This is a genomic window from Plantactinospora sp. B24E8, assembly GCF_039871735.1.
In the GTDB taxonomy this organism is placed as follows: Bacteria; Actinomycetota; Actinomycetes; order Mycobacteriales; family Micromonosporaceae; genus Plantactinospora.
The window spans coordinates 87,014-106,398 of the sequence record NZ_JBDPMH010000001.1 but is presented as its reverse complement, the minus strand read 5'-3'; the positions used below and the strand labels follow the sequence as shown (position 1 = coordinate 106,398).

Genomic DNA, 19,385 nt, shown 5'->3' with positions numbered 1-19,385 from the left:
TCGGGTAGCCCATAGTCACCCTCCCGGAGCTCTGGTCGGCGCTGCCTACCCGGCCGGAGGGCGGTTATGCCTCCGATCGGTCCCGTCCGGTCCGCCTGTCCGGCTCGCTGTCGGTCCGCTCGGGTTGGACCGGTCGGGCCGGACCGCTCGGGTTGAACCGGTCCGGTCGGACGGCGTGGGGGTCAGGCCCGGTCGGCTTGTCGTCGCCCGTCGGCAGGCCGGCGAGCAGTCGGCGGGGGCCGGGCCCGGACGCCGCCAGCATGTCCTGCGGGTTGGAGAGCACGCAGCGGTCCAGCGACAGGCAGCCGCAGCCGATGCAGTCGGAGAGGTTGTCGCGGAGCCGTCGCAGGGCGGTGATCCGGGCGTCGAGCTGGCTGCGCCAGTTCGAGGAGAGCCGCGCCCAGTCCTCCCGGTTCGGGGTGCGCTGTTCGGGCAGGCTGGCCAGGGCGGTACGGATCTCGGACAGTGGCACCCCGACCCGCTGGGCGAACCGGATGAACGCCACCCGGCGCAGGATGTCCCGGCTGTAGCGGCGCTGGTTCCCGCTGGTCCGGGTGCTGGTGATCAGGCCCTTGGCCTCGTAGAAGTGCAGGGCCGACACGGCCACCCCGCTGCGCTGGGACACCTGGCCGACGGTCAGGGTGTACGGCAGTTCGGGCACCCGGCCAGCCTATCCAGTACCCGAACCAATGTTGAGGTACTCCCGGTCACGTCCGTGCCGACCGGTCACGTCCGGGTCGGTGGGTTTTCGATGCTGCGGCGGCGGAAACCCGGTGGACCGGGACGGTGTCCCGTCGCAGGCTGGTCGGCATGGCTGATCTTCCCGAGTTGTACGTCGCGGTCGACGTCGAGGCGGACGGACCGATCCCCGGTCCGTACAGCATGCTGTCGCTCGGCATGGCGGTCGCCGGCCGGCCGGAGCTGACCTTCTACACCGAGCTGCGGCCGATCTCCGACGAGTTCGTGCCGGCCGCGCTGGCCGTCTCCGGGCTGGACCGGGACCGGCTGCTCCGGGAGGCCCCGCCCGCCGAGGCGGCGATGTCCGCCGCGGCCGGGTGGGTGAACCGGCTGCGCAGGATCGGTCGGCCGGTTTTCCTGGCCGCCCCGGCGGTCTGGGACGGCATGTTCGTGCACTGGTACTTCGTCCGGTTCGTCGGCCACAGCCCGTTCGGGGCGACCGGCTCGGGCGTGGATCTGCGCTCGTACTGGATGGGGTTGACCGGTGCCGAGTGGTCGAGGACGCACAAGGGGAAGATCAAGAACGCGCTGGGTCTGACCGGGCTGCCGCACACCCATCACGCCGGCGAGGACGCGGCGGAGCTGGCCCAGGTCTTCGCCGCGGTGCTGCGGGAGCGCGAGGGCGGCGCGGGCCGGGCGGAGGGTTGGCCACCGCGGTGACCGGCCGGACCGTGTGACCCGGCCGGATCCGGGTACGACGCTGCCGGTCGACGTCGTCGCCGGGGCACCCGACCGGGCGACCGGACCAGAGATGAGACTTTTTCCTGATTGGTTGCTGCCTACCCTGCGGACATGGTCTTTCTGGCGATAGCGGCGGTCATGTACGTCTGCGGTTTTGTCTTCCTGTACGGCGTGATCCGGGTCGCCGTCCGGCACGCCCTCGAGGATATGGAGCTGCGGCGGATCCGTGCCGAGCAGGCTCCGGAGCGGGACCGGCTGATCGCCCGGACCCTCGTACCGGACAACGCGTTCCTGGCCGGCAGCTGACCACCTTCCGGCGGTTGGCCCCGCCGGTGCGAAGATGGCGGACGTGCTGGGAACGCTGAAGACGGAACCGGCCGCGAGCCGGGCCGACCTGCTCGCCGCGCCGGTGACCGCCGCCCTCGGCCGCTGGCCCGCCGACGCGTCGGTGCCGGTCGACCAGGTGCTGGTCGCGCCGATCGACGCCACCCTCGCCGACACCGCCGCCTTCTGCGCGGCGTACGACGTCGGGCTCGACGTCTCGGCGAACTGCGTGGTGGTGGCCGGCAAGCGGGAGGGCGCGATCCGGTACGCCGCCTGTCTGGTGCTCGCCACCACCCGGGCCGACGTCAACGGCGTGGTACGCCGGCATCTCGACGTCCGCAAGGCGAGTTTCGCGCCGATGGCCGACGCGGTCGAGCTGACCGGCATGGAGTACGGCGGGATCACCCCGATCGGGCTGCCGGATACCTGGCCGGTCCTGGTCGACGCGCGGGTGGTCGACACTCCGTACGTGGTCGTCGGCTCCGGGGTCCGACACAGCAAGGTCGTGCTACCCGGCCCCGCGCTGGCCCTGCTACCCGGCGCCGAGGTCGTCGAGGGGTTGGCCCGACCCGTCGGGTGACCGGTCGGCGGAGCGTTCCGGCCAGCACACCGGACATCCGCAGCGCAACACCCTGACCTGGCCGGTGCCGGAGACGATCTGCAGCCGACCGGGGCAGCCGTGCGGCGCCTCGGTCACCGGCGGGCGCAGGGCGAGTGTGCACGGCAGGCACAGCGTCGTATCGCTCATCCGCCACTCTCCGTTCCGTCCCGTCAGGCCGGGCCCGGACCGCTCCCGCCGATCTGTCCGTGGTACGGATGTCGATGTCTACCACATCCGTCGGTGCCGCGTGGGCCGGCGGAGGCCGGGCCGGACAGACCGGTCCGGCTGCGGGGTCGGGCCGTGCGGCTGGCGGGTCCGGCGGTGCGGCTGGCGGGTCCGGCGGTGCGTGATCCGGCTGTGCGAATTTCGGCTGCGGGCTCGGCGGTGCGTGATCCGGTGGTGCGGCCCGGCGGTCGGCCGGTGACCTAGCGGGCGGGCCGGTCCGGGGCATCGGGCGGTGTGCGCGGTCCAGGTCGGACGGTACGAGGGGTGCGGCGGCCGCCGGCACGGCCGCCGCACCCGGTGGGACGCGACCCGACCCGGGGGAAGGGCGTCGGGGGGTGCGCCCCGAGGGGCGGCGGACACGACGACACTCCGACGCCGAAGGCCCGAGGACGTCGTGGCACATCGTGCCCGCCAGCTGCGGAGCTGACCGCCCGGTGTGGATTAACGGTGACCGTCCACTTACGTTCTGCCATCGGGACGCGGTAGAACATTGACCGGCACCACATCGAGCGGAAGCGATCCACATCACCACATTCCCGTAACCAAAGCACTACCGATAGTAGGCGCGGTTTTCAGGTGTTTTCCAGAGCGCACAGGCGGTAGACGATGGATCACGTCGGGGCAAGGCTGAGGATGGCCCGTACGGACGCCGAGGTCACGCTCACCCAGATGGCGGCCAGGACCAACTACAGCAAGAGCCACCTCTGCAACGTCGAGCTGGGTAAACGGCCGGCCACCCCCGATCTCGTGCTGGCCTACGAGCGCGTGTTGGGAGACAGCGTGCAGCGTAGGAACGCCCTGGTGCTCGTCGCGGCCGTGGTGGTCCCCTCCGCCGTCGCCGAGCTGGTCCAGCACGGCTTCGCCGCCGCGATGGGACCCCGGCGCGGAGTCGACGACTGGGTGGCCCGGGCCGAGGCTTACGGCCAGGACTACATGTCGCTCGGTGCGGCCGAACTGCAGGGCAGACTCGCCGCCGACCTGGTCGTACTGCAACAGGAACTGGACAACCCGCACCTGTGGGCGGTGGCCGCCCGACTGATGACCGTGCACGGCAAGACCCTGCCGAACAACGACGGCAACCGGGGCGCCATCCGGTCGTACGAGATGGCGGCGCTCGCCGCGGACCGCTCCGGTGACCTGGCCACCCGGGTCTGGGTACGCGGCCGGGCCGCCCTCGCCCTGGCGTACGAGGGAACGCACCTGTCGGTCGCGACCCGGCTCGCCGGGCAGGCGGTCGCGCTCTCCGAGCGGCCGACCCTGGGCCGGCTCAACGCGCTGACCGCGCAGGCGCACGTCGCCGCATGCCGGGGTGACTCCGGCACCGCCCGGTCCACGATGGACGACGCCCGTCGGGTCTTCGACACGGTCGGCAGCGACGAGCAGATCTCCGACTTCGCCGTGCCGCAGTGGCGGTTCCACACCTTCGAGTCGATGCTGCTGTCCCGGCTCGGGCACCCGGGGGCGCTGGCCGCGCAGGAGGCCGCCGACCGGACCCGGCCGGCCAGTCTGCCGCGCTTCGCCACCCACATCGAGCTGCACCGGGGCCTGATGATGGCCGCCGCCGGGGACGCGGCCGGCGGGCTCGGCTACGCCCGGCAGGCGATGGAACGGCTGCCCGCACACCGGCACAGCCTCTCGCTGCGGTTGATGCTCGCCGAGGTCGAACGGACGGCCGCCGCGGTGACGTGACCACCGTCCGCCGGACGTAGGTGTCGATGAATGTCGATACTGTTGCACGTGAAACGTCGCCGGACCCGGTGCCGCCCGTGACAGGCGGCGACCCGGACGACGTCAGGAGCCGGCCTCGCGGCGTCGTACCTCCTGCAGGGCGGCGAGCAGGGTCTCCGGCTCCTGGGCGCCGGCGACGGCGTACCTGCCGGCGAGGACGAACATCGGCACGCTGGTCACCCCCAGTTCGTGCGCCTCCCGCAGGGCGGCCCGCACCTCGGTGGCGCCCTCGGTCGAGTCGAGGAACCGACGTACCTCGGTCTCGTCAAGCCCGACACCCGCGGCGACCCCGGCCAGCGCCGCCCGCGATCCGACGTCGACCCCGTCGACGAAGTGTGCCCGGTAGAGCGCCTTCAGCAGCTCGGCCGGGCCGGCCTGCGGTTCGACCGAGCCGGCGCCCTGGGCGGCGGCGGAGTCGGCGCGCTGTTGCGCGAACCAGACGAGGCGGTGCGCGTCGAACGTGTTGGCCGTCACCGCGCGGTCGAAGCGCAGCTCCAGGCCGGCGCCGGCGGCCACCGACGCGGTGTGCTCGGTGATCTGCCGGGCCCGGTCCGGCCCGCCGAACTTCTCGGCCAGCATCGCCAGCGTCGGCCGGGGCTCGGGCACCGGGGACGGATCAAGCTGGAACGGCCGGTACCGGACACTGACCTCGCCGTCGAACGACTCCAGCGCCTCGGTCAACCGACGCGTACCGATGTAACACCAGGGGCAGACCACGTCCGCGTAGATCTCGATCTCCACGGAACGGCACAACCCGACGGTCAGTCGATCTGTTCCCGTACCTGCCGCTTCAACCGGGCCAGGATGGCGTTGCCGCCGCGTACCCGCAGTGGGCTGATCGCCTCGGCGAGCCCCATCCGCTGGTAGAGGTCGTCCGGTACGGCCAGTACCTGCTCGGCGCTCGCCCCGGCCAGCCCCTCGGCCAGGATGCCGGCGAAGGCCCGGGTCGTCGGAGCCTCCGGCGGGCAGTCGAACCAGGTGGTGACGGTCCGGTCGACGGCCACCTCGGCACGGAGGAAAAACGCGGTCTGACACTCCGGCACCTGCTCCATGCCGGCCCGGTCGGCCAGGTGCGCGGGCAGCGTCGGCACCGCGTCGGAGAACTCCAGCAGCATCTCCAGCACCACGTCCCGGGGAGCGGTGGCGAACTCCGCCACGATCTCGGCCAGTTTCGGGGGCATCGACTCGGGCGTGGACTGCGACGACATGCCCCCAGGCTACCGAGGTGACCGGGGTCAGGCTGTGGGGCTGGCCTCGCTGATGTCGCTGAGCGCCGATGCGGGGTCGAGGCGCATCGCCAGGTCGCCGAGGGAGACGATGCCGACGAGTTCGCGGTCGCTGTCACAGACCAGGATCCGGCGTACGGAACGTTCCCGCATCAGGGCGGCGGCGTCGGCGGCGCTGGAACTCTGCTCGATCATCACGATCTCCCGGGTGGCGATCGAGCCGAGAGTGGTCTGCCGGGCATCCCGTCCCTCGGCCACCGCCCGGACCACGATGTCCCGGTCGGTGACCATGCCGAGCAGGGTCGGCCCTTCGGTCACCACCACGTCCCCGATGTCGGCGTCCCGCATCGCGCTGGCCGCCTCGTCCAGCGGGGTCGCCGCTGGCAGGTAGATCACCTCTCTGGTCATCACGTCGCGGACCTTGACCTCAGCCACCGTCGCCTCCGAACCACCCGGGGTCCACCCCGGCTCTTCCCGATACCACCCGGTACCCGCTTGTTGACAGCCTGACACCAGTCAGCTTTCCGACCGGCCACTCTGCGTTGTCCAGCAGGTATCGTGCGGTTACCCCGACATGCCGGAGACCACCCCCGTGACTCTCAAGAGGTGCGTGTGAAGGCCACCGAGCTGTCCATTCCCGGTGCGTGGGAGTTCCTGCCACAGTCGTTCCCGGACGAGCGGGGAAGTCTCCAGATCTGCTACGACGCGACGGTCTTCGCCGACGCGCTCGGCTTCGAGCTGACCGTCGCGCAGGTCAACCAGAGCGTCTCCCGGCGAGGTGTGATCCGGGGGGTGCACTGGGCAGACGTACCGGTCGGGCAGGCCAAGTACGTCTCCTGTCCGCGCGGCGCGGTGCTGGACGTGGTGGTCGACCTGCGGGTCGGCTCACCGACCTTCGGCCGGCACGAGGTGACCCGCCTGGACACCGTCGACCACCGTGCCGTCTACCTGTCGGAGGGATTGGGCCACGCGTTCATCGCGATCGAGGAGGACAGCGTCGTCAACTACCTCTGCTCGGCCCGGTACACCCCGACCCGAGAGCGGGTGGTCAGCGTCCACGATCCGGAACTGGCGCTGACCTGGCCGGACGACGTCACGCCGATCCTCTCCACCCGGGACGCGGACGCCCCGACCCTGGCGGACCTGCGCGACGCCGGCCTGCTGCCCGACTACGCCGAGTGCCAGCGCTTCTACCAGACCCTCCGGCGGTAGTCCCGCCGATGGTGGCTGGCTACCGCTCGCCGAGGCAGAGCAGGACGTCGACAACACCCGGCAGGATGTTGGCGGTCAGTTCGGACTCCCAGTCCCAGGAGTAGGTGCCGACCGCACCCGGTACGTCGTCACACGCCGTCTTGGTATCGGCCGCCGGGACACCGACGATCCGCTTCAGCACGGTGTATTCGGCGTCCGCCCCGGAGCAGTCGACCCGCTGCGCCTCGTCGCCGTTCTGGCCGAGGCAGTCGCCCTCCTTCGCCACGTTGACCGCCTTGGCCGGGTCGACGTCCTTCGGCCCGAGGCAGACGTTTCCGGCGCGGTTGGTGACCGAGCGGGTGGCGCCGGCGACATGGATGCAGGAGTCGCCGCTGCCGTCCACGACCGCGAGCGCCTTGTGGGTGGCTGCGGCGTCGTCACAGCCGACGATCCGGTACGGCGAGTTCCGGTCGGTGCGGGACTCCCGGAGGCAGTCGCCGGCTGCCACGTTGTTGATGTGGTCCTTGTCGACGAGGGACCGCAGCACGGACTTGCCGCCGTTGATCAGGGCCAGCGTGACAAGTGCGCTGAGCACGGCGATCGCGACGCGGGCTGCCAGCGGCCACTTCTTCTTCGGCCGGTCGGCCGGTCCACCGGGCTGCGCGAGGTCGTCCGGATCGGCGGGCGGGACGCCGTCCGGGATGGTGGCCGGGGTGCCGTCCGGGATGGTGGCCACGTCCGGCGCGGCGTCGGCTGCGGTCGCCGCCTCAGTGGCTGGCGTCTCCGGGCCGGCTGCGGTCGCCACCTCAGTGGCTGGCGTCTCCGGGCCGGCTGCGGTCTCCGCTCCGGCTGCGGTCTCCGGGCCGGCCGGTGTTTCTGCTCCGGCTGGTGTTTCCGCTTCGGCTTCGGCCGGCGGACTGGTCGTCGAACCTGCGGCGTCGCCCGTCGGGGGTTTCCCCGACGGGCCGCCGATCTGGTCCGTGGACATGGTTCACCTCATTGATGATCAAGTAGGGGGACCGCTGACTATAACCCGGCGCAGGCACCGGTCGTGGTCCGCTCACATTGACGATCATCAGGATGAAATGCCGCTTACGCTGCCTTGATGGTATTCGTGGCAATTCAGCTCGCCGGCTGGTGCGGGCTCGGCGCAGCGAGCCGTTCCACCAGCTCCGGCACGGTCAGCTCGACACGTTCGCCGGTGGCCCGGTCGCGCAGTTCGACGTACCCGTCGGTCCAGCGGCGGCCGACCACGACGGTGCGCGGGATACCGATCAGCTCGGCGTCGGCGAACTTGACCCCGGCCGAGACCTGGGCGCGGTCGTCGACCAGCACCCGCAGACCCCGGGCGACGAGCTGCCCGCCGAGCTCCACCGCCGCCTCCGCCTGCGGGCCCTTGCCAGCCGCGACCAGGTGTACGTCGCACGGCGCGACCGCCGCCGGCCAGACCAGCCCCCGCTCGTCGTGGTGCTGCTCGGCGATCGCCGCCACCGCCCGGGAGACGCCGATGCCGTACGAGCCCATGGTCAACCGGACCGGCTTGCCGTCCGACCCGAGTACGTCGACCCGGAACGCGTCGGTGTAACGGCGACCGAGCTGGAAGACGTGCCCGATCTCGATGCCCCGCCGCATGGTCAACGCCCCCGGCCGGCACGCCGGACACGGGTCCCCGGCCCGGACCTCGGCGGCCTCGACCGTGCCGTCCGGGACGAAGTCACGCCCACAGACCACGTTGACGGCGTGCCGGCCCGGCTCGTTCGCCCCGGTCAACCAGGAGGTGCCGGGTACGACCCGGGGGTCGACGAGATAACGGATGCCGAGCTTGTGGAGCAGCTGCGGACCGATGTAACCCCGGACCAGCTCGGGAGCGGCCGGTGCCGATCGGGTGTCGGTGTCCGAGTCCGGGTCGGCCGCCGGGGTGTTCCAGTCGTAGAGGGTGGCGGTGGCCGGGCTGAGTACCGCGTCGAGCCGCCGCAGGTCCACCTCCCGGTCCCCGGGCACACCGATGACCAGCAGCTCCGGTTCCGCGACGCCGGGACGGCGTACCGAGACGACGACGTTCTTCAGGGTGTCGGCCGCCGTCCAGTCGCTCCGGCCGCCGAGCCGGCGGGCGTTCGCCAGCGCCACCAGCGACTCGATGGTCGGGGTGTCCGGCGTGTCATGGGTCTGCGCCGGCGGGTGCGCGTGGACGTCACCGGCGGGCGGGGCCGGGGTGGTCACCGCCTCGGTGTTGGCGGCGTAACCGCAGGAGGTGCAGCCGACGAAGGTGTCCTCGCCCGCCGGACTCGCGGCGAGGAACTCCTCCGAGGCGGAACCACCCATCGCCCCCGAGGTCGCCGACACGATCGTGTAGTCCAGCCCGAGCCGGTCGAAGATCCGCTGGTAGGCGGCGCGGTGCCGGTCGTACGCGGCCCGCATCCCGGCCTGGTCCACGTCGAACGAGTACGAGTCCTTCATCAGGAACTCGCGTCCCCGCAGCAGCCCGGCCCGGGGCCGCGCCTCGTCCCGGAACTTCGTCTGGATCTGGAACAGCGACACCGGGAAGTCCCGGTACGAGGAGTAGGTGTCCCGGACCAGCAGGGTGAACATCTCCTCGTGGGTGGGAGCGAGCAGGTAGTCCACCCCGCGCCGGTCCCGCAGCCTGAAGATGTCGTCGCCGTACTCGGTCCACCGGCCGGTCGTCTCGTACGGTTCCCGGGGCAGCAGGGCCGGGAAGAGCACCTCCTGGCTCCCGATGGCCAGCATCTCCTCCCGGACCACCTGGGAGACCCGGTCCAGCACCAGTCGACCCAGCGGCAGCCAGGTGTATCCGCCCGGAGCGGCGCGGCGGACGTACCCGGCCCGGACCAGGAGCCGGTGACTCGGCACCTCGGCGTCGGCCGGATCCTCGCGCAGCGTACGCAGGAACAGGGTGGACATCCGTAGCAGCATTCGGGCAGCGTAGTACCGCTCCGGTCAACGGGCACCCAGGTTTGTCGGCGGTGTCGGATCGGAGCCGCAGCCCACGGAATGTCTCGCCGGTCACCTTCGACCGCAGGGCCTACCCGTGGGTAGGTGCGACTGTCAGACTGGCCGACGGTCTTTGGGGAGTAGGGCGAGGGGGGGGCGCGGGATGCGCTGGCGCAGCTTCGTGGCGGTGGGCGACAGCTTCACCGAGGGACTCGACGACCGGTATCCGACCGGCGACGGCTATCGGGGCTGGGCTGACCTGGTCGCCGCCACCCTGGCCGCGAACGCCGGTCCGGACTTCGGGTACGCCAACCTGGCGATCCGGGGCCGGTTGTTCGGCAACGTCGTCGACGAGCAGGTGCCCGCCGCCCTGGCGATGCGACCCGACCTGGTCAGTTTCGCCGCCGGGGGCAACGACGTACTGCGCCGCAACTTCGACCCGGCGCCGTTGGTCGAACGCTTCGACCGGGTGGTCGGCGAGCTGCGGGCCAGCGGCGCCGACGTACTGCTGTTCCGGTTCGCCGACCTGAGCGGCCGGCTCCCCGGGCAGCGCATCGTCGGCCCCCGGGCGGCGGTGCTCAACCAGGCCGTCGGCGAGACCGCGCACCGCCACGGCGCGATGCTGGTCGACCTCTTCGCCGACGACGTCTTCCGGCATCCGGCACTGTGGAGCGAGGACCGGCTGCACCTCTCCGCCGCCGGACACCGTCGGGTGGCGGCCCGGGTGCTCGACGCCCTCGGCCTACCCGCGGACGAACGGTGGCTGGTCGTACCGCCCGAGTCGGCACCGGCGCCGTGGCTGGCCGCGCGGGGTGCGGACCTGCGGTGGGCCGGTCAGCACCTGGCGCCGTGGATCAAGCGACGGCTGACCGGGAAGTCGTCCGGGGACACGATCACCGCGAAGCGTCCGGAACTGGCCCCGTTCACCGACCTGCCGTGGACCGACGACCGCTCGATCCACTAACGGAAACGGGCGGCTAAGGCCGTCCGTTTCCAGAGGTCAACAAAATGTACGCGCGGTGTCGCACTACGTCGATATGCTTTCGGCTCCCAAGTCCGGGATCAACTCGCGGAGGACGACACCGTATGGCGCTGCGCTCCAACTCTGTCCACATAAGACGAACAGGCGGCCGTCTGCTGGCCGGTGCGACGACACTGATGCTCTCCGCCGGCCTGCTCGCGGTAGCCGGTCAGACCGCCTCGGCCGGATACCGGGCGGACGCGCCGATCACCTGGGCCTACACCGACAGCCACCGGCCCAGCAAGATCTACGTGGACGGTACCGGGGCCGGCCCGGTCGGTAGCTCGCTGGACGAGCGGGGGCGGAAGCACACCAGCCGTTCGTACTACACCTTCGACATCTCGCGGTACCGGTCCGCGACCGTCAGTGCCGCGACCCTGTGGGCTCGCGAGGGCCGCGCGGTCGACTGCGCGCAGCGACCGCCGATCGAGGTGTGGCGGACCGAGGACCGCTCCACCCGCTCGAACTGGAAGCGACCCCCGGCCGACACCGCGCTGCTCGGACTCGAAACCCGCTCGATCAGCGGGGTCTGCCCGCCGTACAACGTCAGCTGGGACGTCGCGGACGGCCTGCGTCAGGCACTCACCGAGGGGCGCAGCACGCTCACCCTGGCCCTGCGACTGCCGGCCGAACTGGAAGGCGATCCCGCCCAGGGCCGCTGGCTCGACAGCGTCCGGATCGGCGTCGAATCCAACAGCCCACCCGACGTACCGAAGGACCTGAACACCTTCCCGGGCGGGCCGTGCGACAGCGTCGAACCCTACGTCACGTTGCCGGCCGGGACCGTGACGCTCTCCGCGACGTTCAGCGACCCGGACGCGAACGAGTGGGTGGACCCGACGTTCGCGGTGTGGCCGGTCGACGAGCCGCAGGCCCGGATCGAACGGCAGGCCGGCTTCGGCAACCAGTGGCTCGCACTCCCGGCCGCGGAACTCGGGCACGACCGGACGTACGGCTGGGCGGTCCGCGCCACGGACGCGGCGGGTGCGACCAGCGACTGGAGCCAGACCTGCTACTTCACGAAGGACAACGAGGCCCCGGCGCAGCCGCCGACGGTTGTCTCCGCCGACTATCCGGACGACGACGGCTGGTACGGCGGCATCGGCATCCCGGGTGAGTTCACCTTCGGCGCCAACGGAGTCGCGGACGTCGTCGGCTTCTACTACGGGTTGAAGAGTGCCCTTCCCGAGTACGTCGCGGCGGACGAGCCGGGTGGCACCGCCACGGTCACCATCACGCCGCAGAGTGCCGGCCCGAACTGGCTCACCGTCTACAGCGTGGATGCCGCCGGGAACCGGTCCGGCAGCGTGAACCACTACTTCCGGGTCAACGACAACGCGCCGGTCATCGAGGGTCAGCTGACCGAGGTGGGCCTGGTCACGCCGTTCGCGTTCCGGCCCGGGATGCCGGGCGTGGTGGAGTACCACTACCACCTCGACGGGGACGAGCCACAGACCGTGCCGGCCGGGCCGGACGGGGTCGCCACCGTCAGCCTCGTCGACAACCGGGGCGGCCAGCGAACCCTGACGGTCACCAGCCGGACCGACACCGGGCTGGAGGTAACCCGTACGGCGAGCTTCCGGGTCCCCAACGAGCCGTTCGTCACGTCGACCGACTACCCGTCGGGCAGTCCGTCCGGCGGGGTGGGTGTTCCCGGGGTCTTCACGTTCACCCCCCGGATGCCAGGAGTGGTGCAGTACCGCTACACGGTGACCAGCCAACCCGCGACGACGGTCGACGCCGACGCCCTCGGCCAGGCGTCGGTGACCTGGACCCCGACCAGGACCGGCCCCTTCACGCTCTCGGTGGTGAGCATCCAGGCCGACGGCACCGAGTCGCAGCCGGCGCGGTACACCATCTTCGTCGCCACCACGACAAGCTGATCTGACGGCACACTCGGCCCGCCGCTCCGGCCCGGACCGGCGGGCCGAGTCGTGTCGGTGGCCGCACCGCGGGTGCGCACTACCCGAGAGTGAAGCCGAGGGTCTGGGCCAGCACCATCGCCTGCTCGGCGTCGATGATCGCGCCGGCGCGGTCGACGGCGGTCGGGTCGAGCGTGCTGAGATCACTGCCACGCAGGTCGCAGCGGACCAGCCGGGTGCCCCGGAAGACCGCGCCGGAGAGGTCGGTGTCGGCCAGTACCGCCTCGGTCAGGTTCGCCCCGGCCAGGTCCGCCTCGCGCATCCGTACCCCGCGTACGGTGACGCCGCGCAGGTCGGCGCCGGACAGCCCGACGAACGACCAGTCGCCGCCGAGTACCGTCAGCGGGCGCAGGTCGCACTGGTCGAAGACGCTGCCGACCAGTTTGCAGCCGGTGAACTCGGCCTCGAAGAGGTTGCAGCGGCGGAACGTGCAGCGCAGGAACGCCGAGTCGGTGTGCCGGGAGGCGTTGAACCGGACGTTGCCGAAGGTGCAGTTCGTGAAGCTGACCTGCCGGCTGACCGACTCGGTCAGGTCGACGTCGTGGAACTCGCAGTCGACGTACGCCCGGTCGGTGAGTTCCTCGCCGTACCAGTCCTCGCGCCGGAAGATCTCGCCCCGGATCGGCTCCACCATGTGGTGACGCTAACCGACCGAGCCGACCTTCTCCGGGCGCGGCCCGGCGTACCGTGGGGATCATGCCGATGCCGAGCGATCCCGCACCGAGCCTTTCGGGCTACGCCGACCCGCAGCGCCTGGTCACCACCGAGTGGTTGGCCGAGCACCTGGGCACGGACGGCCTGGTGGTGGTCGAGTGTGACGAGGACGTGCTGCTCTACGAGACCGGACACATCCCGGGCGCGATCAAGGTCGACTGGCATCTGGAGCTGAACGACCAGGTGACCCGGGACTACCTCGACGCGACGGCGTTCGCCAAGCTGTGCGCGGCGAAGGGGATCGGCCGGGACGACACGATCGTCTTCTACGGCGACAACTTCAACTGGTGGGCCGCGTACGCGCTCTGGGTCTTCACCCTTTTCGGCCACGCCGACGTACGGCTGCTCGACGGCGGCCGGCAGAAGTGGGTCGCCGAGGGGCGGGAGCTGACCCGGGAGCGGACCGAGCGGGCCCCGGCCGACTATCCGGTACCGGTCCGGGACGACGCGCCGATCCGGGCGTACCGGGACCAGGTGCTGGCGCACATCTCGGCGGCCCGGCCGCTGGTCGACGTCCGGTCTCCCGCCGAGTACACCGGCGAGCTGACCCACATGGAGGCGTACCCGCAGGAGGGCGCGCTGCGCGGCGGCCACATCCCGGGTGCGGTGAACAAGCCGTGGAAGTCGGCGGCGAACGACGACGGCACGTTCAAGAGCCCCGAGGAGCTGAAGGCGATCTACGCCGACCAGCTCGGCCTCTCGCCGGACGACGACGTGATCGCGTACTGCCGGATCGGCGAGCGGTCGAGCCACACCTGGTTCGTGCTGCGCCACCTGCTCGGCTACCCCCGGGTCCGCAACTACGACGGCTCGTGGACCGAGTGGGGCAACCTGGTCCGGGCCCCCGTGGTGAAGGGCGACCAGCCGGGCGGCGTGGCCGGCTGACCGGGACTTCGGCATTGGCGCATGACCCTTCTGCTGGACACTCATGTCGTGCCGTGGGCCATCACGGGCGATGCGACTCTCGGCGACGAGTTCCTCGATCGGCTGCGCCACGCCCCGGACATCTTCCTTGCCCCGATCAGTCTGTGGGAGATCACCCTCAGGCAGAGCGCGGGAAAGCTTGCCGGCCCCCTGACCTGGCCGAGCGGGTGAGGGACATGGTGCGGTGGGCGAAGACCTCGTCCATGTGCGTCTGGGCCCACTGCTTCAGGCCGCGCATCGTCCGGAACAGCGACAGGCCCAGATCGGTCAGCTCGTAGGAGACCGTGACCGGCACGGTCGGTATCACGGTGCGGCTGATCAGCCCGTCGCGTTCCAGGGAACGCAGCGTCTGGGTGAGCATTTTCTGGCTGACGCCGGCCAGCAGACGCGACAGCTCGGAGTAGCGCATCGGTCGGGGGTCACCGGCGCAGTCGGGGCCGCTGCCCAGTGCGGCCAGGATCAGCACGACCCACTTTCCGGAGATCCGCTCGACCAGTTTGTGACTGGGACATGTCGTCAGGAAGGCGTCGTACTCCGCCTTGGCCTGGGCTATCTGCTGCGCCGCTCTTGTCGTCGCCATCGATCCGCTGCTCCAACCGCCGGGTGGGTTACGCACTTTGAGGTGCCTACTTCCTGATGGGAAGTTACCTCCCCATAGTGGGAACAGGCACCTGCCAGGCAACAGAACCGCCTGGCCTCCCTTCGAAAGCCAGAGGTACGCGCATGTCATCCATATCCCTGCCCGGCGGCACCTGGACACTGGGAGACCTGACGGTCACCCGGTTCGGTTACGGCGCCATGCAGCTCGCCGGCCCGTCGGTCATGGGGCCACCCGCCGACCACGACGGTGCCCTCGCCGTCCTCCGCGAAGCCGTCCAACTCGGCATCACCCACATCGACACCGCCGACGCCTACGGGCCGCACGTCACCAACCGGCTGATCCGGGCGGGGTTGCACCCGTACCCCGACTCGCTGCACATCGCGACCAAGGTCGGTGCGATCCGCGACCAGCAGGGCGGCTGGCCTCCGGCCCGTGACCCGGAGAGTCTGCGCCACGCCGTCCACGCCAACCTGGAGAACCTCGGCCTTGAGGTGCTCGACCTGGTCAACCTCCGGCTCGGCAATGCCAAGGGGCCGCAGCCCGGCTCGCTCGCCGAGGCCTTCGAGACGCTCGTCGAACTCCAGCAACAGGGCCTGATCCGGCACCTCGGTCTGAGCAACGCCACGCCGGAGCAGGTCGTCGAGGCGCAGGCGATCGCGCCGATCGTCTGTGTGCAGAACATGTACAACCTCGCGCACCGCCGGGACGACAACCTGATCGACGCGCTCGCCGAACAGGACATCGCCTACGTGCCGTTCTTCCCACTCGGCGGCTTCAGCCCGCTGCAGTCCTCGATCTTGTCCTCGGTGGCCGCCCGGTTGTCCGCGACGCCGATGGCCGTCGCCCTGGCCTGGCTGCTGCGGCGGTCGCCGAACATTCTGCTGATTCCCGGGACCTCGTCCACGGACCACCTGCGCGAGAACGTCGCCGGCGCGGGACTGTCGCTTTCTGCGGACGACATCGCCGAGCTGGACAAGATCGGCCAATGACGGAGTATCGGCCGCTGCCAGGACGTCCGCCGCTCTTCCGGTGACCGCCGTGTCGCCACCTCGGCGAGCTACGGCGGTCGGATCGGCCGGGTTGGGGGCCAGCGCCAGAGGCCCGGCGCGGGAAACGCCGGGCCTCTGGCGTACCTGGTTCGCTGCCTTCGGCAGTGGGGTCAGGGGCTGCTGCAGGTGACCGGTGGCCGTACTGCCGCCGCCCCACTGTCGCTGCCGTTGAGCAAATCGGGAGCTTGGCTCACCGTCCCGGCGGAGGGTTAGGCGATTTGCCGGAGGTCGCTGCCGTAGTCGAAGATGATCCGCATCCGGGCACCCAGCGCTCGTGCGTACCGGCTTAGGGTCGCGACCTCGTTGGCCTCCAGATCGCCGTTTTCGATCTGACTGACCCGGCCGGGCGTGATTCCCATCAGCTCGGCCACCTGCCGCTGAGTGAGCCCGAGACGCTTACGCTCCTCCGCTAGGTGGAACGCGCTGATCCATGCCTCGGTGCGGGCGCGCTCCATTTCGAGCGCGTTGTCGTTCCCGTCGTGCAACTCGGCACGGATGTCGTCCCAATCATGGAAGTCGCTCATCAGCCCTCCCTCCGCTTCCTTTCGAAGGCGAGCCAGCCTTCGTACGCGATCTCGGCGACCGGGACCGCCTCCTTGTACCATTGCGACCAGTCTCCGGCCTTGTTGCCGGCCACCAACAGCACCGCCTGCGACCAGGGATCGAAGACGAACAGAATCCGGATAGCGACGTCCCGCCCGGATCTCGGCCGCAGCTCCTTGAGATTGCTGATGTTCGAACCTCTGAGCGTGTCGACCAACGGACGCCCCAGCCCCGGACCAGTGTCAGCGAGCATGTCGATCGCCACGTTGACAGACCGGTACGTTGCTGGATCAGTCTGGCGGAGCGACCGCAACCAGTCGCGGACATCGCTGGTCGTCCTGATCGCCCAGCGGCGGGCGGGGACGTGAGGCATGGGGTAACTATAGCTCGAGCTATACCTTGAGGCAGTATGTGAACCGAGAAACGCAAATCGAGGCGGAGATTTGCCTCGATGGGTGGAGCCGGGGACCCGAGCACCTGCGGCCAGAGGCCCGGGCGTACGTCGCCCCGGGCCTCTGGCGTACCTGGTTCGCTGTTTTCGGATGGCAGGTCAGGGGCTGCTGCAGGTGACCGACGGGGTGGCCGAGCTGCCGCCGCCGACGAACCCGAACGAGGTGCTCTGCCGGGGTTGCACGGTGCCGTTGTGTCCGACGTTGCGGACCGTCACCGAGCTGCCGCTCTGGCTCAGTTGGCCGTTCCAGAGGTTGCTGATGGTCTGGCCGCCGGGCCAGGTCCACCGGACGGTCCAACCGTTCAGCGTGGAGTTGCCGCTGTTGGTGATCGTCACCTCGGCCTGGAATCCGCCGCCCCAGCTGCCGATGGTGCGGTAGCTGGCCGTGCAGCCGGCGTTGCCGGCGGGCGGGGTGGTCGGCGGGTTACCGGGCGGCGTGGTGGGCGGGTTGCCCGGCGGGGTGGTCGGCGGGTTGTTCGGGCCGCCGTCCGGCGCCACGGCCCGACCGGTGGTCGGCGAGATCATGCCGGGGCAGAGGTTCCGGTTGCTCAGGTTTGCCACGATCTGCGACACCGCGTTGATCGTGCTCTGGTAGCCGTCGTGCATCAGGATGACGCCGCCGTCCTGCAGGTTGTTCGCCGCCTGCACGATCTGGGCGGTGCTGGCGCCGTTCCAGTCCTGGGAGTCCACCGACCAGAGCACCTCGGTGAGGCCGTACTGGGCCTGGACCGAGCGCAGGGTGGCGTTGGTCTCGCCGTACGGGGGCCGGAACAGTCTCGGGGTGACGCCGGTGGCCTGCTGGATGGCCTGCTGGGTCTGGCTGATCTCCGAGGCCATCTGCTGCTGGCTGAGCTGGGTCATGTGCGGGTGTGACCAGCTGTGGTTTTCGACCCACATGCCGGCATCCCGCTGGGCCCGGGCCAGTGCGGCGTTCTGCTGCACCCGCTGGCCCATGTTGAAGAAGGTGGCCCGGGCGCCGGCTGACCGCAGCGCGTTGAGCAGGGCGGTGGTGGTGCCCGGGTTCGGGCCGTCGTCGTAGGTCAGGGCCACGTAGCCGTTGCACGCGGCCGCGGCGGCGGGCTGCGCCGGAGCGCCGACGGTCAGGGCCACGACACCGCTGGCGACGGCCAGGGCAGAGGTCGCGAGCGTGACGGCCAGGCGTCTCACGAATCGGGGTGGTTGGGACATCTGGACTCCTCGGAGAGGACGGGACGGTGGGCCACCGGTGGCGGCGGTGGTGGGGTGATCACGGCAGGCGGCGGCGTCGGGAGGGTGGTGCGGACGGTTCGCCTCGTCGACCACACATGACCGGGCTCCGTGATCGCATTGAAATATTTCGTAGTATCGCTTGAAACAAATCAGCGAGCAAGAGTAGATGGCGATCGATCTATTGGGGTGCTGGACAGGACTGCGTCCAGGCTGCTCACGGTCGTGAGAATCCGGTCGTCGCCCGGCTGGCGTGGTGACGGCGGCGGGGGCAGGTGGCAGCACGGTCGGGCGGGCGACACGGCCCGGACCGCGCACGGGCAACCGGGTGCCAACCGAGAGTTCCGGAAGACTTCCGGCAGGCCGGCAGGCATTCCGGCCGGCAGCCGCTCCGGCGCACCAGAGGGCAGGTGGTCAGGCGCTCAGGCGCTCAGGCGATCGGGTTGGTCAGGCCGGCAGGACGCGACCGAAGAAGGCGAGCGCCTCCCGGACCACCTCGGCCCGGGTCTCGGCCCGCAGCGCGAAGTCGTAGTGACCGGTCGCCGGCAGCGCCCGCGCGGTGGCACCCGGGATGTGCTCGCGGTAGACCAGCGCGCCCGTCGCGCCGGGCGCCTGGTCGTCATCCTCGCCCCAGAGGCTGTGCACGGGCACGCTGATCCGGCCGAGGCTGGCCGGGTCGCAGACCATCCCCAGCACCGGTGCCAGTTGGAACGCACATCGGACCCGGTCGTCGGCGACGTCCACCCCGCAGGCCGACATGCTGACCGCGTACGCCAGGGCCGGATCGTGCCGCCGGATCTCCTGGATCAGGTTGGGGTACTCCGGCAGCGCTGTCTGGTCGGGCTCGTCCAGGAGCCGGCGGTAGCGACGTGGCGAGATCCGGGCACCGACCAGTCCCGCCACCGTGTAGCCACCGAGCGAGTAGCCGGCCGCGCCGACCCGGGTCAGGTCGATCCCGGGGTCGTCGGCGAGCGCGTCGAGCACGATGGTGAAGTCCCGAGGCCGCTCCCAGACGAAGCTGAACCCCAACGCCACGTACGGCTCGGACGCGGTGTTGCCGTGGTGGTCGACTCCGGCGACGGCGTACCCGGCCCTGGTCAACGCCTCGGCGAGCCAGCCGAACTCCTGCGCCGCCCCGCCGGTGCCATGCGAGAAGAGCACCAGCGGGGCCGGGTCGGTGCGGGCCGGTCGCCACAGCGTGGTTCGGACCGGACGGGGTGCGCCCGGCTCGGTCCAGTGCGCCCGGTCGACATCGACGAGTGGCAGTGTCTCCGGCATGCCCGGCAGGTTA

General features: G+C 70.8%; 21 protein-coding genes and 1 pseudogene. 9 read left to right on the top strand and 13 right to left on the bottom strand.

Annotated elements, in window-relative coordinates:
* Positions 1-226: 226 nt before the first annotated feature.
* Positions 227-661, bottom strand: a pseudogene (soxR, locus tag ABGB21_RS00525) (redox-sensitive transcriptional activator SoxR); the annotation flags it as partial.
* Positions 662-810: 149 nt separating this feature from the next.
* On the opposite strand from soxR, the gene ABGB21_RS00520 reads away from it, so the two are divergent.
* The 3 genes from ABGB21_RS00520 (at position 811) to ABGB21_RS00510 (ending at position 2,323) form a co-directional block, all read left to right on the top strand.
* Positions 811-1,398: an exonuclease gene (locus tag ABGB21_RS00520; RefSeq protein WP_347655464.1), complete on the top strand. Its 588-nt coding sequence runs from the start codon at positions 811-813 to the stop codon at positions 1,396-1,398.
* Between the two features lie 132 nt (positions 1,399-1,530).
* On the top strand, positions 1,531-1,725 hold the full coding sequence (locus ABGB21_RS00515; protein ID WP_347655463.1) for a hypothetical protein: 195 nt from the start codon (positions 1,531-1,533) through the stop codon (positions 1,723-1,725).
* Positions 1,726-1,759: 34 nt separating this feature from the next.
* Positions 1,760-2,323, top strand: a complete 564-nt coding sequence (locus ABGB21_RS00510; protein ID WP_347655462.1) for a YbaK/EbsC family protein — start codon at positions 1,760-1,762, stop codon at positions 2,321-2,323.
* Here the strand turns inward: ABGB21_RS00510 and ABGB21_RS00505 are convergent.
* A complete protein-coding gene (locus ABGB21_RS00505; RefSeq protein WP_347655461.1) occupies positions 2,276-2,491 on the bottom strand; it encodes a hypothetical protein in 216 nt (71 codons plus the stop codon). The genes ABGB21_RS00510 and ABGB21_RS00505 overlap by 48 nt on opposite strands.
* A 684-nt stretch (positions 2,492-3,175) precedes the next feature.
* Here ABGB21_RS00505 and ABGB21_RS00500 point away from each other — a divergent pair.
* Positions 3,176-4,258, top strand: a complete 1,083-nt coding sequence (locus tag ABGB21_RS00500) for a helix-turn-helix transcriptional regulator (RefSeq protein WP_347655460.1) — start codon at positions 3,176-3,178, stop codon at positions 4,256-4,258.
* Positions 4,259-4,360: 102 nt separating this feature from the next.
* Here the strand turns inward: ABGB21_RS00500 and ABGB21_RS00495 are convergent, their stop codons facing one another.
* The 3 genes from ABGB21_RS00495 to ABGB21_RS00485 are packed head-to-tail and all read right to left on the bottom strand — an operon-like array spanning position 4,361 to position 5,958.
* Positions 4,361-5,038, bottom strand: coding sequence for a DsbA family oxidoreductase (locus ABGB21_RS00495; protein ID WP_347675929.1), 678 nt, complete (start codon positions 5,036-5,038; stop codon positions 4,361-4,363).
* Between the two features lie 20 nt (positions 5,039-5,058).
* The gene (locus tag ABGB21_RS00490) at positions 5,059-5,505 is read right to left on the bottom strand and encodes a SufE family protein (protein ID WP_347675927.1); all 447 of its coding nucleotides are present in this window, start codon (positions 5,503-5,505) and stop codon (positions 5,059-5,061) included.
* Between the two features lie 27 nt (positions 5,506-5,532).
* Positions 5,533-5,958 carry a CBS domain-containing protein gene (locus ABGB21_RS00485; RefSeq protein WP_347675925.1) on the bottom strand — a complete coding sequence of 142 codons (426 nt, stop codon included), beginning with the start codon at positions 5,956-5,958 and terminating at the stop codon, positions 5,533-5,535.
* A 171-nt stretch (positions 5,959-6,129) separates the two neighbouring features.
* Here ABGB21_RS00485 and rfbC point away from each other — a divergent pair, with 171 nt between their 5' ends.
* On the top strand, positions 6,130-6,735 hold the full coding sequence (rfbC, locus tag ABGB21_RS00480; RefSeq protein ID WP_347675923.1) for a dTDP-4-dehydrorhamnose 3,5-epimerase: 606 nt from the start codon (positions 6,130-6,132) through the stop codon (positions 6,733-6,735).
* Between the two features lie 19 nt (positions 6,736-6,754).
* Here rfbC and ABGB21_RS00475 read toward each other — a convergent pair whose 3' ends face one another.
* Positions 6,755-7,519 carry a hypothetical protein gene (locus tag ABGB21_RS00475; protein ID WP_347675921.1) on the bottom strand — a complete coding sequence of 255 codons (765 nt, stop codon included), beginning with the start codon at positions 7,517-7,519 and terminating at the stop codon, positions 6,755-6,757.
* A 317-nt stretch (positions 7,520-7,836) separates the two neighbouring features.
* Positions 7,837-9,645: a proline--tRNA ligase gene (locus ABGB21_RS00470; protein ID WP_347675919.1), complete on the bottom strand. Its 1,809-nt coding sequence runs from the start codon at positions 9,643-9,645 to the stop codon at positions 7,837-7,839.
* 181 nt (positions 9,646-9,826) lie between these two features.
* Here ABGB21_RS00470 and ABGB21_RS00465 point away from each other — a divergent pair, with 181 nt between their 5' ends.
* Both ABGB21_RS00465 and ABGB21_RS00460 read left to right on the top strand, forming a co-directional pair.
* Complete coding sequence (locus tag ABGB21_RS00465; protein ID WP_347675917.1) at positions 9,827-10,627, top strand: SGNH/GDSL hydrolase family protein; 801 nt, start codon at positions 9,827-9,829, stop codon at positions 10,625-10,627.
* Between the two features lie 194 nt (positions 10,628-10,821).
* On the top strand, positions 10,822-12,567 hold the full coding sequence (locus ABGB21_RS00460) for a hypothetical protein (protein ID WP_347675915.1): 1,746 nt from the start codon (positions 10,822-10,824) through the stop codon (positions 12,565-12,567).
* Between the two features lie 79 nt (positions 12,568-12,646).
* On the opposite strand, the gene ABGB21_RS00455 is transcribed toward ABGB21_RS00460, so the two are convergent.
* Entirely contained in the window at positions 12,647-13,240 is a 594-nt protein-coding gene (locus tag ABGB21_RS00455; RefSeq protein ID WP_347675913.1) for a pentapeptide repeat-containing protein, read from the bottom strand.
* A gap of 62 nt (positions 13,241-13,302) precedes the next feature.
* Between ABGB21_RS00455 and ABGB21_RS00450 the strand changes: the two genes are divergently transcribed.
* Positions 13,303-14,205, top strand: coding sequence for a sulfurtransferase (locus ABGB21_RS00450; RefSeq protein ID WP_347655450.1), 903 nt, complete (start codon positions 13,303-13,305; stop codon positions 14,203-14,205).
* Positions 14,206-14,362: 157 nt separating this feature from the next.
* Here ABGB21_RS00450 and ABGB21_RS00445 read toward each other — a convergent pair whose 3' ends face one another.
* Entirely contained in the window at positions 14,363-14,824 is a 462-nt protein-coding gene (locus ABGB21_RS00445; protein ID WP_347675911.1) for a helix-turn-helix domain-containing protein, read from the bottom strand.
* Positions 14,825-14,967: 143 nt separating this feature from the next.
* On the opposite strand from ABGB21_RS00445, the gene ABGB21_RS00440 reads away from it, so the two are divergent.
* Positions 14,968-15,834, top strand: coding sequence for an aldo/keto reductase family oxidoreductase (locus ABGB21_RS00440; RefSeq protein ID WP_347655448.1), 867 nt, complete (start codon positions 14,968-14,970; stop codon positions 15,832-15,834).
* Between the two features lie 269 nt (positions 15,835-16,103).
* Here the strand turns inward: ABGB21_RS00440 and ABGB21_RS00435 are convergent, their stop codons facing one another.
* From ABGB21_RS00435 to ABGB21_RS00420, 4 genes are all read right to left on the bottom strand, one after another.
* Positions 16,104-16,418 (bottom strand): helix-turn-helix transcriptional regulator, encoded by a 315-nt coding sequence (locus ABGB21_RS00435; RefSeq protein ID WP_347655447.1) that lies wholly within the window; start codon positions 16,416-16,418, stop codon positions 16,104-16,106.
* A complete protein-coding gene (locus ABGB21_RS00430; protein WP_347655446.1) occupies positions 16,418-16,810 on the bottom strand; it encodes a type II toxin-antitoxin system RelE/ParE family toxin in 393 nt (130 codons plus the stop codon). The genes ABGB21_RS00435 and ABGB21_RS00430 overlap by 1 nt, the downstream gene beginning before the upstream one ends.
* A gap of 177 nt (positions 16,811-16,987) precedes the next feature.
* The gene (locus ABGB21_RS00425; RefSeq protein WP_347675909.1) at positions 16,988-18,076 is read right to left on the bottom strand and encodes a polysaccharide deacetylase family protein; all 1,089 of its coding nucleotides are present in this window, start codon (positions 18,074-18,076) and stop codon (positions 16,988-16,990) included.
* A gap of 465 nt (positions 18,077-18,541) precedes the next feature.
* A complete protein-coding gene (locus tag ABGB21_RS00420; protein WP_347655444.1) occupies positions 18,542-19,372 on the bottom strand; it encodes an alpha/beta hydrolase in 831 nt (276 codons plus the stop codon).
* Between the last annotated feature and the right edge of the window lie 13 nt (positions 19,373-19,385).

Bases quoted from the DNA above. Each gene is read 5' to 3' on its own strand.
- ABGB21_RS00430 (WP_347655446.1), bottom strand. From the start codon at position 16,810: ATGCCTCACGTCCCCGCCCGCCGCTGGGCGATCAGGACGACCAGCGAT.
- ABGB21_RS00490 (WP_347675927.1), bottom strand. From the start codon at position 5,505: ATGTCGTCGCAGTCCACGCCCGAGTCGATGCCCCCGAAACTGGCCGAG.
- ABGB21_RS00505 (WP_347655461.1), bottom strand. From the start codon at position 2,491: ATGAGCGATACGACGCTGTGCCTGCCGTGCACACTCGCCCTGCGCCCG.
- ABGB21_RS00435 (WP_347655447.1), bottom strand. From the start codon at position 16,418: ATGAGCGACTTCCATGATTGGGACGACATCCGTGCCGAGTTGCACGAC.
- ABGB21_RS00460 (WP_347675915.1), top strand. From the start codon at position 10,822: ATGCTCTCCGCCGGCCTGCTCGCGGTAGCCGGTCAGACCGCCTCGGCC.
- ABGB21_RS00445 (WP_347675911.1), bottom strand. From the start codon at position 14,824: ATGGCGACGACAAGAGCGGCGCAGCAGATAGCCCAGGCCAAGGCGGAG.
- ABGB21_RS00425 (WP_347675909.1), bottom strand. From the start codon at position 18,076: ATGTCCCAACCACCCCGATTCGTGAGACGCCTGGCCGTCACGCTCGCG.
- ABGB21_RS00520 (WP_347655464.1), top strand. From the start codon at position 811: ATGGCTGATCTTCCCGAGTTGTACGTCGCGGTCGACGTCGAGGCGGAC.
- ABGB21_RS00440 (WP_347655448.1), top strand. From the start codon at position 14,968: ATGTCATCCATATCCCTGCCCGGCGGCACCTGGACACTGGGAGACCTG.
- ABGB21_RS00465 (WP_347675917.1), top strand. From the start codon at position 9,827: ATGCGCTGGCGCAGCTTCGTGGCGGTGGGCGACAGCTTCACCGAGGGA.
- ABGB21_RS00510 (WP_347655462.1), top strand. From the start codon at position 1,760: ATGGCGGACGTGCTGGGAACGCTGAAGACGGAACCGGCCGCGAGCCGG.
- ABGB21_RS00500 (WP_347655460.1), top strand. From the start codon at position 3,176: ATGGATCACGTCGGGGCAAGGCTGAGGATGGCCCGTACGGACGCCGAG.
- ABGB21_RS00470 (WP_347675919.1), bottom strand. From the start codon at position 9,645: ATGCTGCTACGGATGTCCACCCTGTTCCTGCGTACGCTGCGCGAGGAT.
- ABGB21_RS00420 (WP_347655444.1), bottom strand. From the start codon at position 19,372: ATGCCGGAGACACTGCCACTCGTCGATGTCGACCGGGCGCACTGGACC.
- ABGB21_RS00455 (WP_347675913.1), bottom strand. From the start codon at position 13,240: ATGGTGGAGCCGATCCGGGGCGAGATCTTCCGGCGCGAGGACTGGTAC.
- ABGB21_RS00450 (WP_347655450.1), top strand. From the start codon at position 13,303: ATGCCGATGCCGAGCGATCCCGCACCGAGCCTTTCGGGCTACGCCGAC.
- ABGB21_RS00515 (WP_347655463.1), top strand. From the start codon at position 1,531: ATGGTCTTTCTGGCGATAGCGGCGGTCATGTACGTCTGCGGTTTTGTC.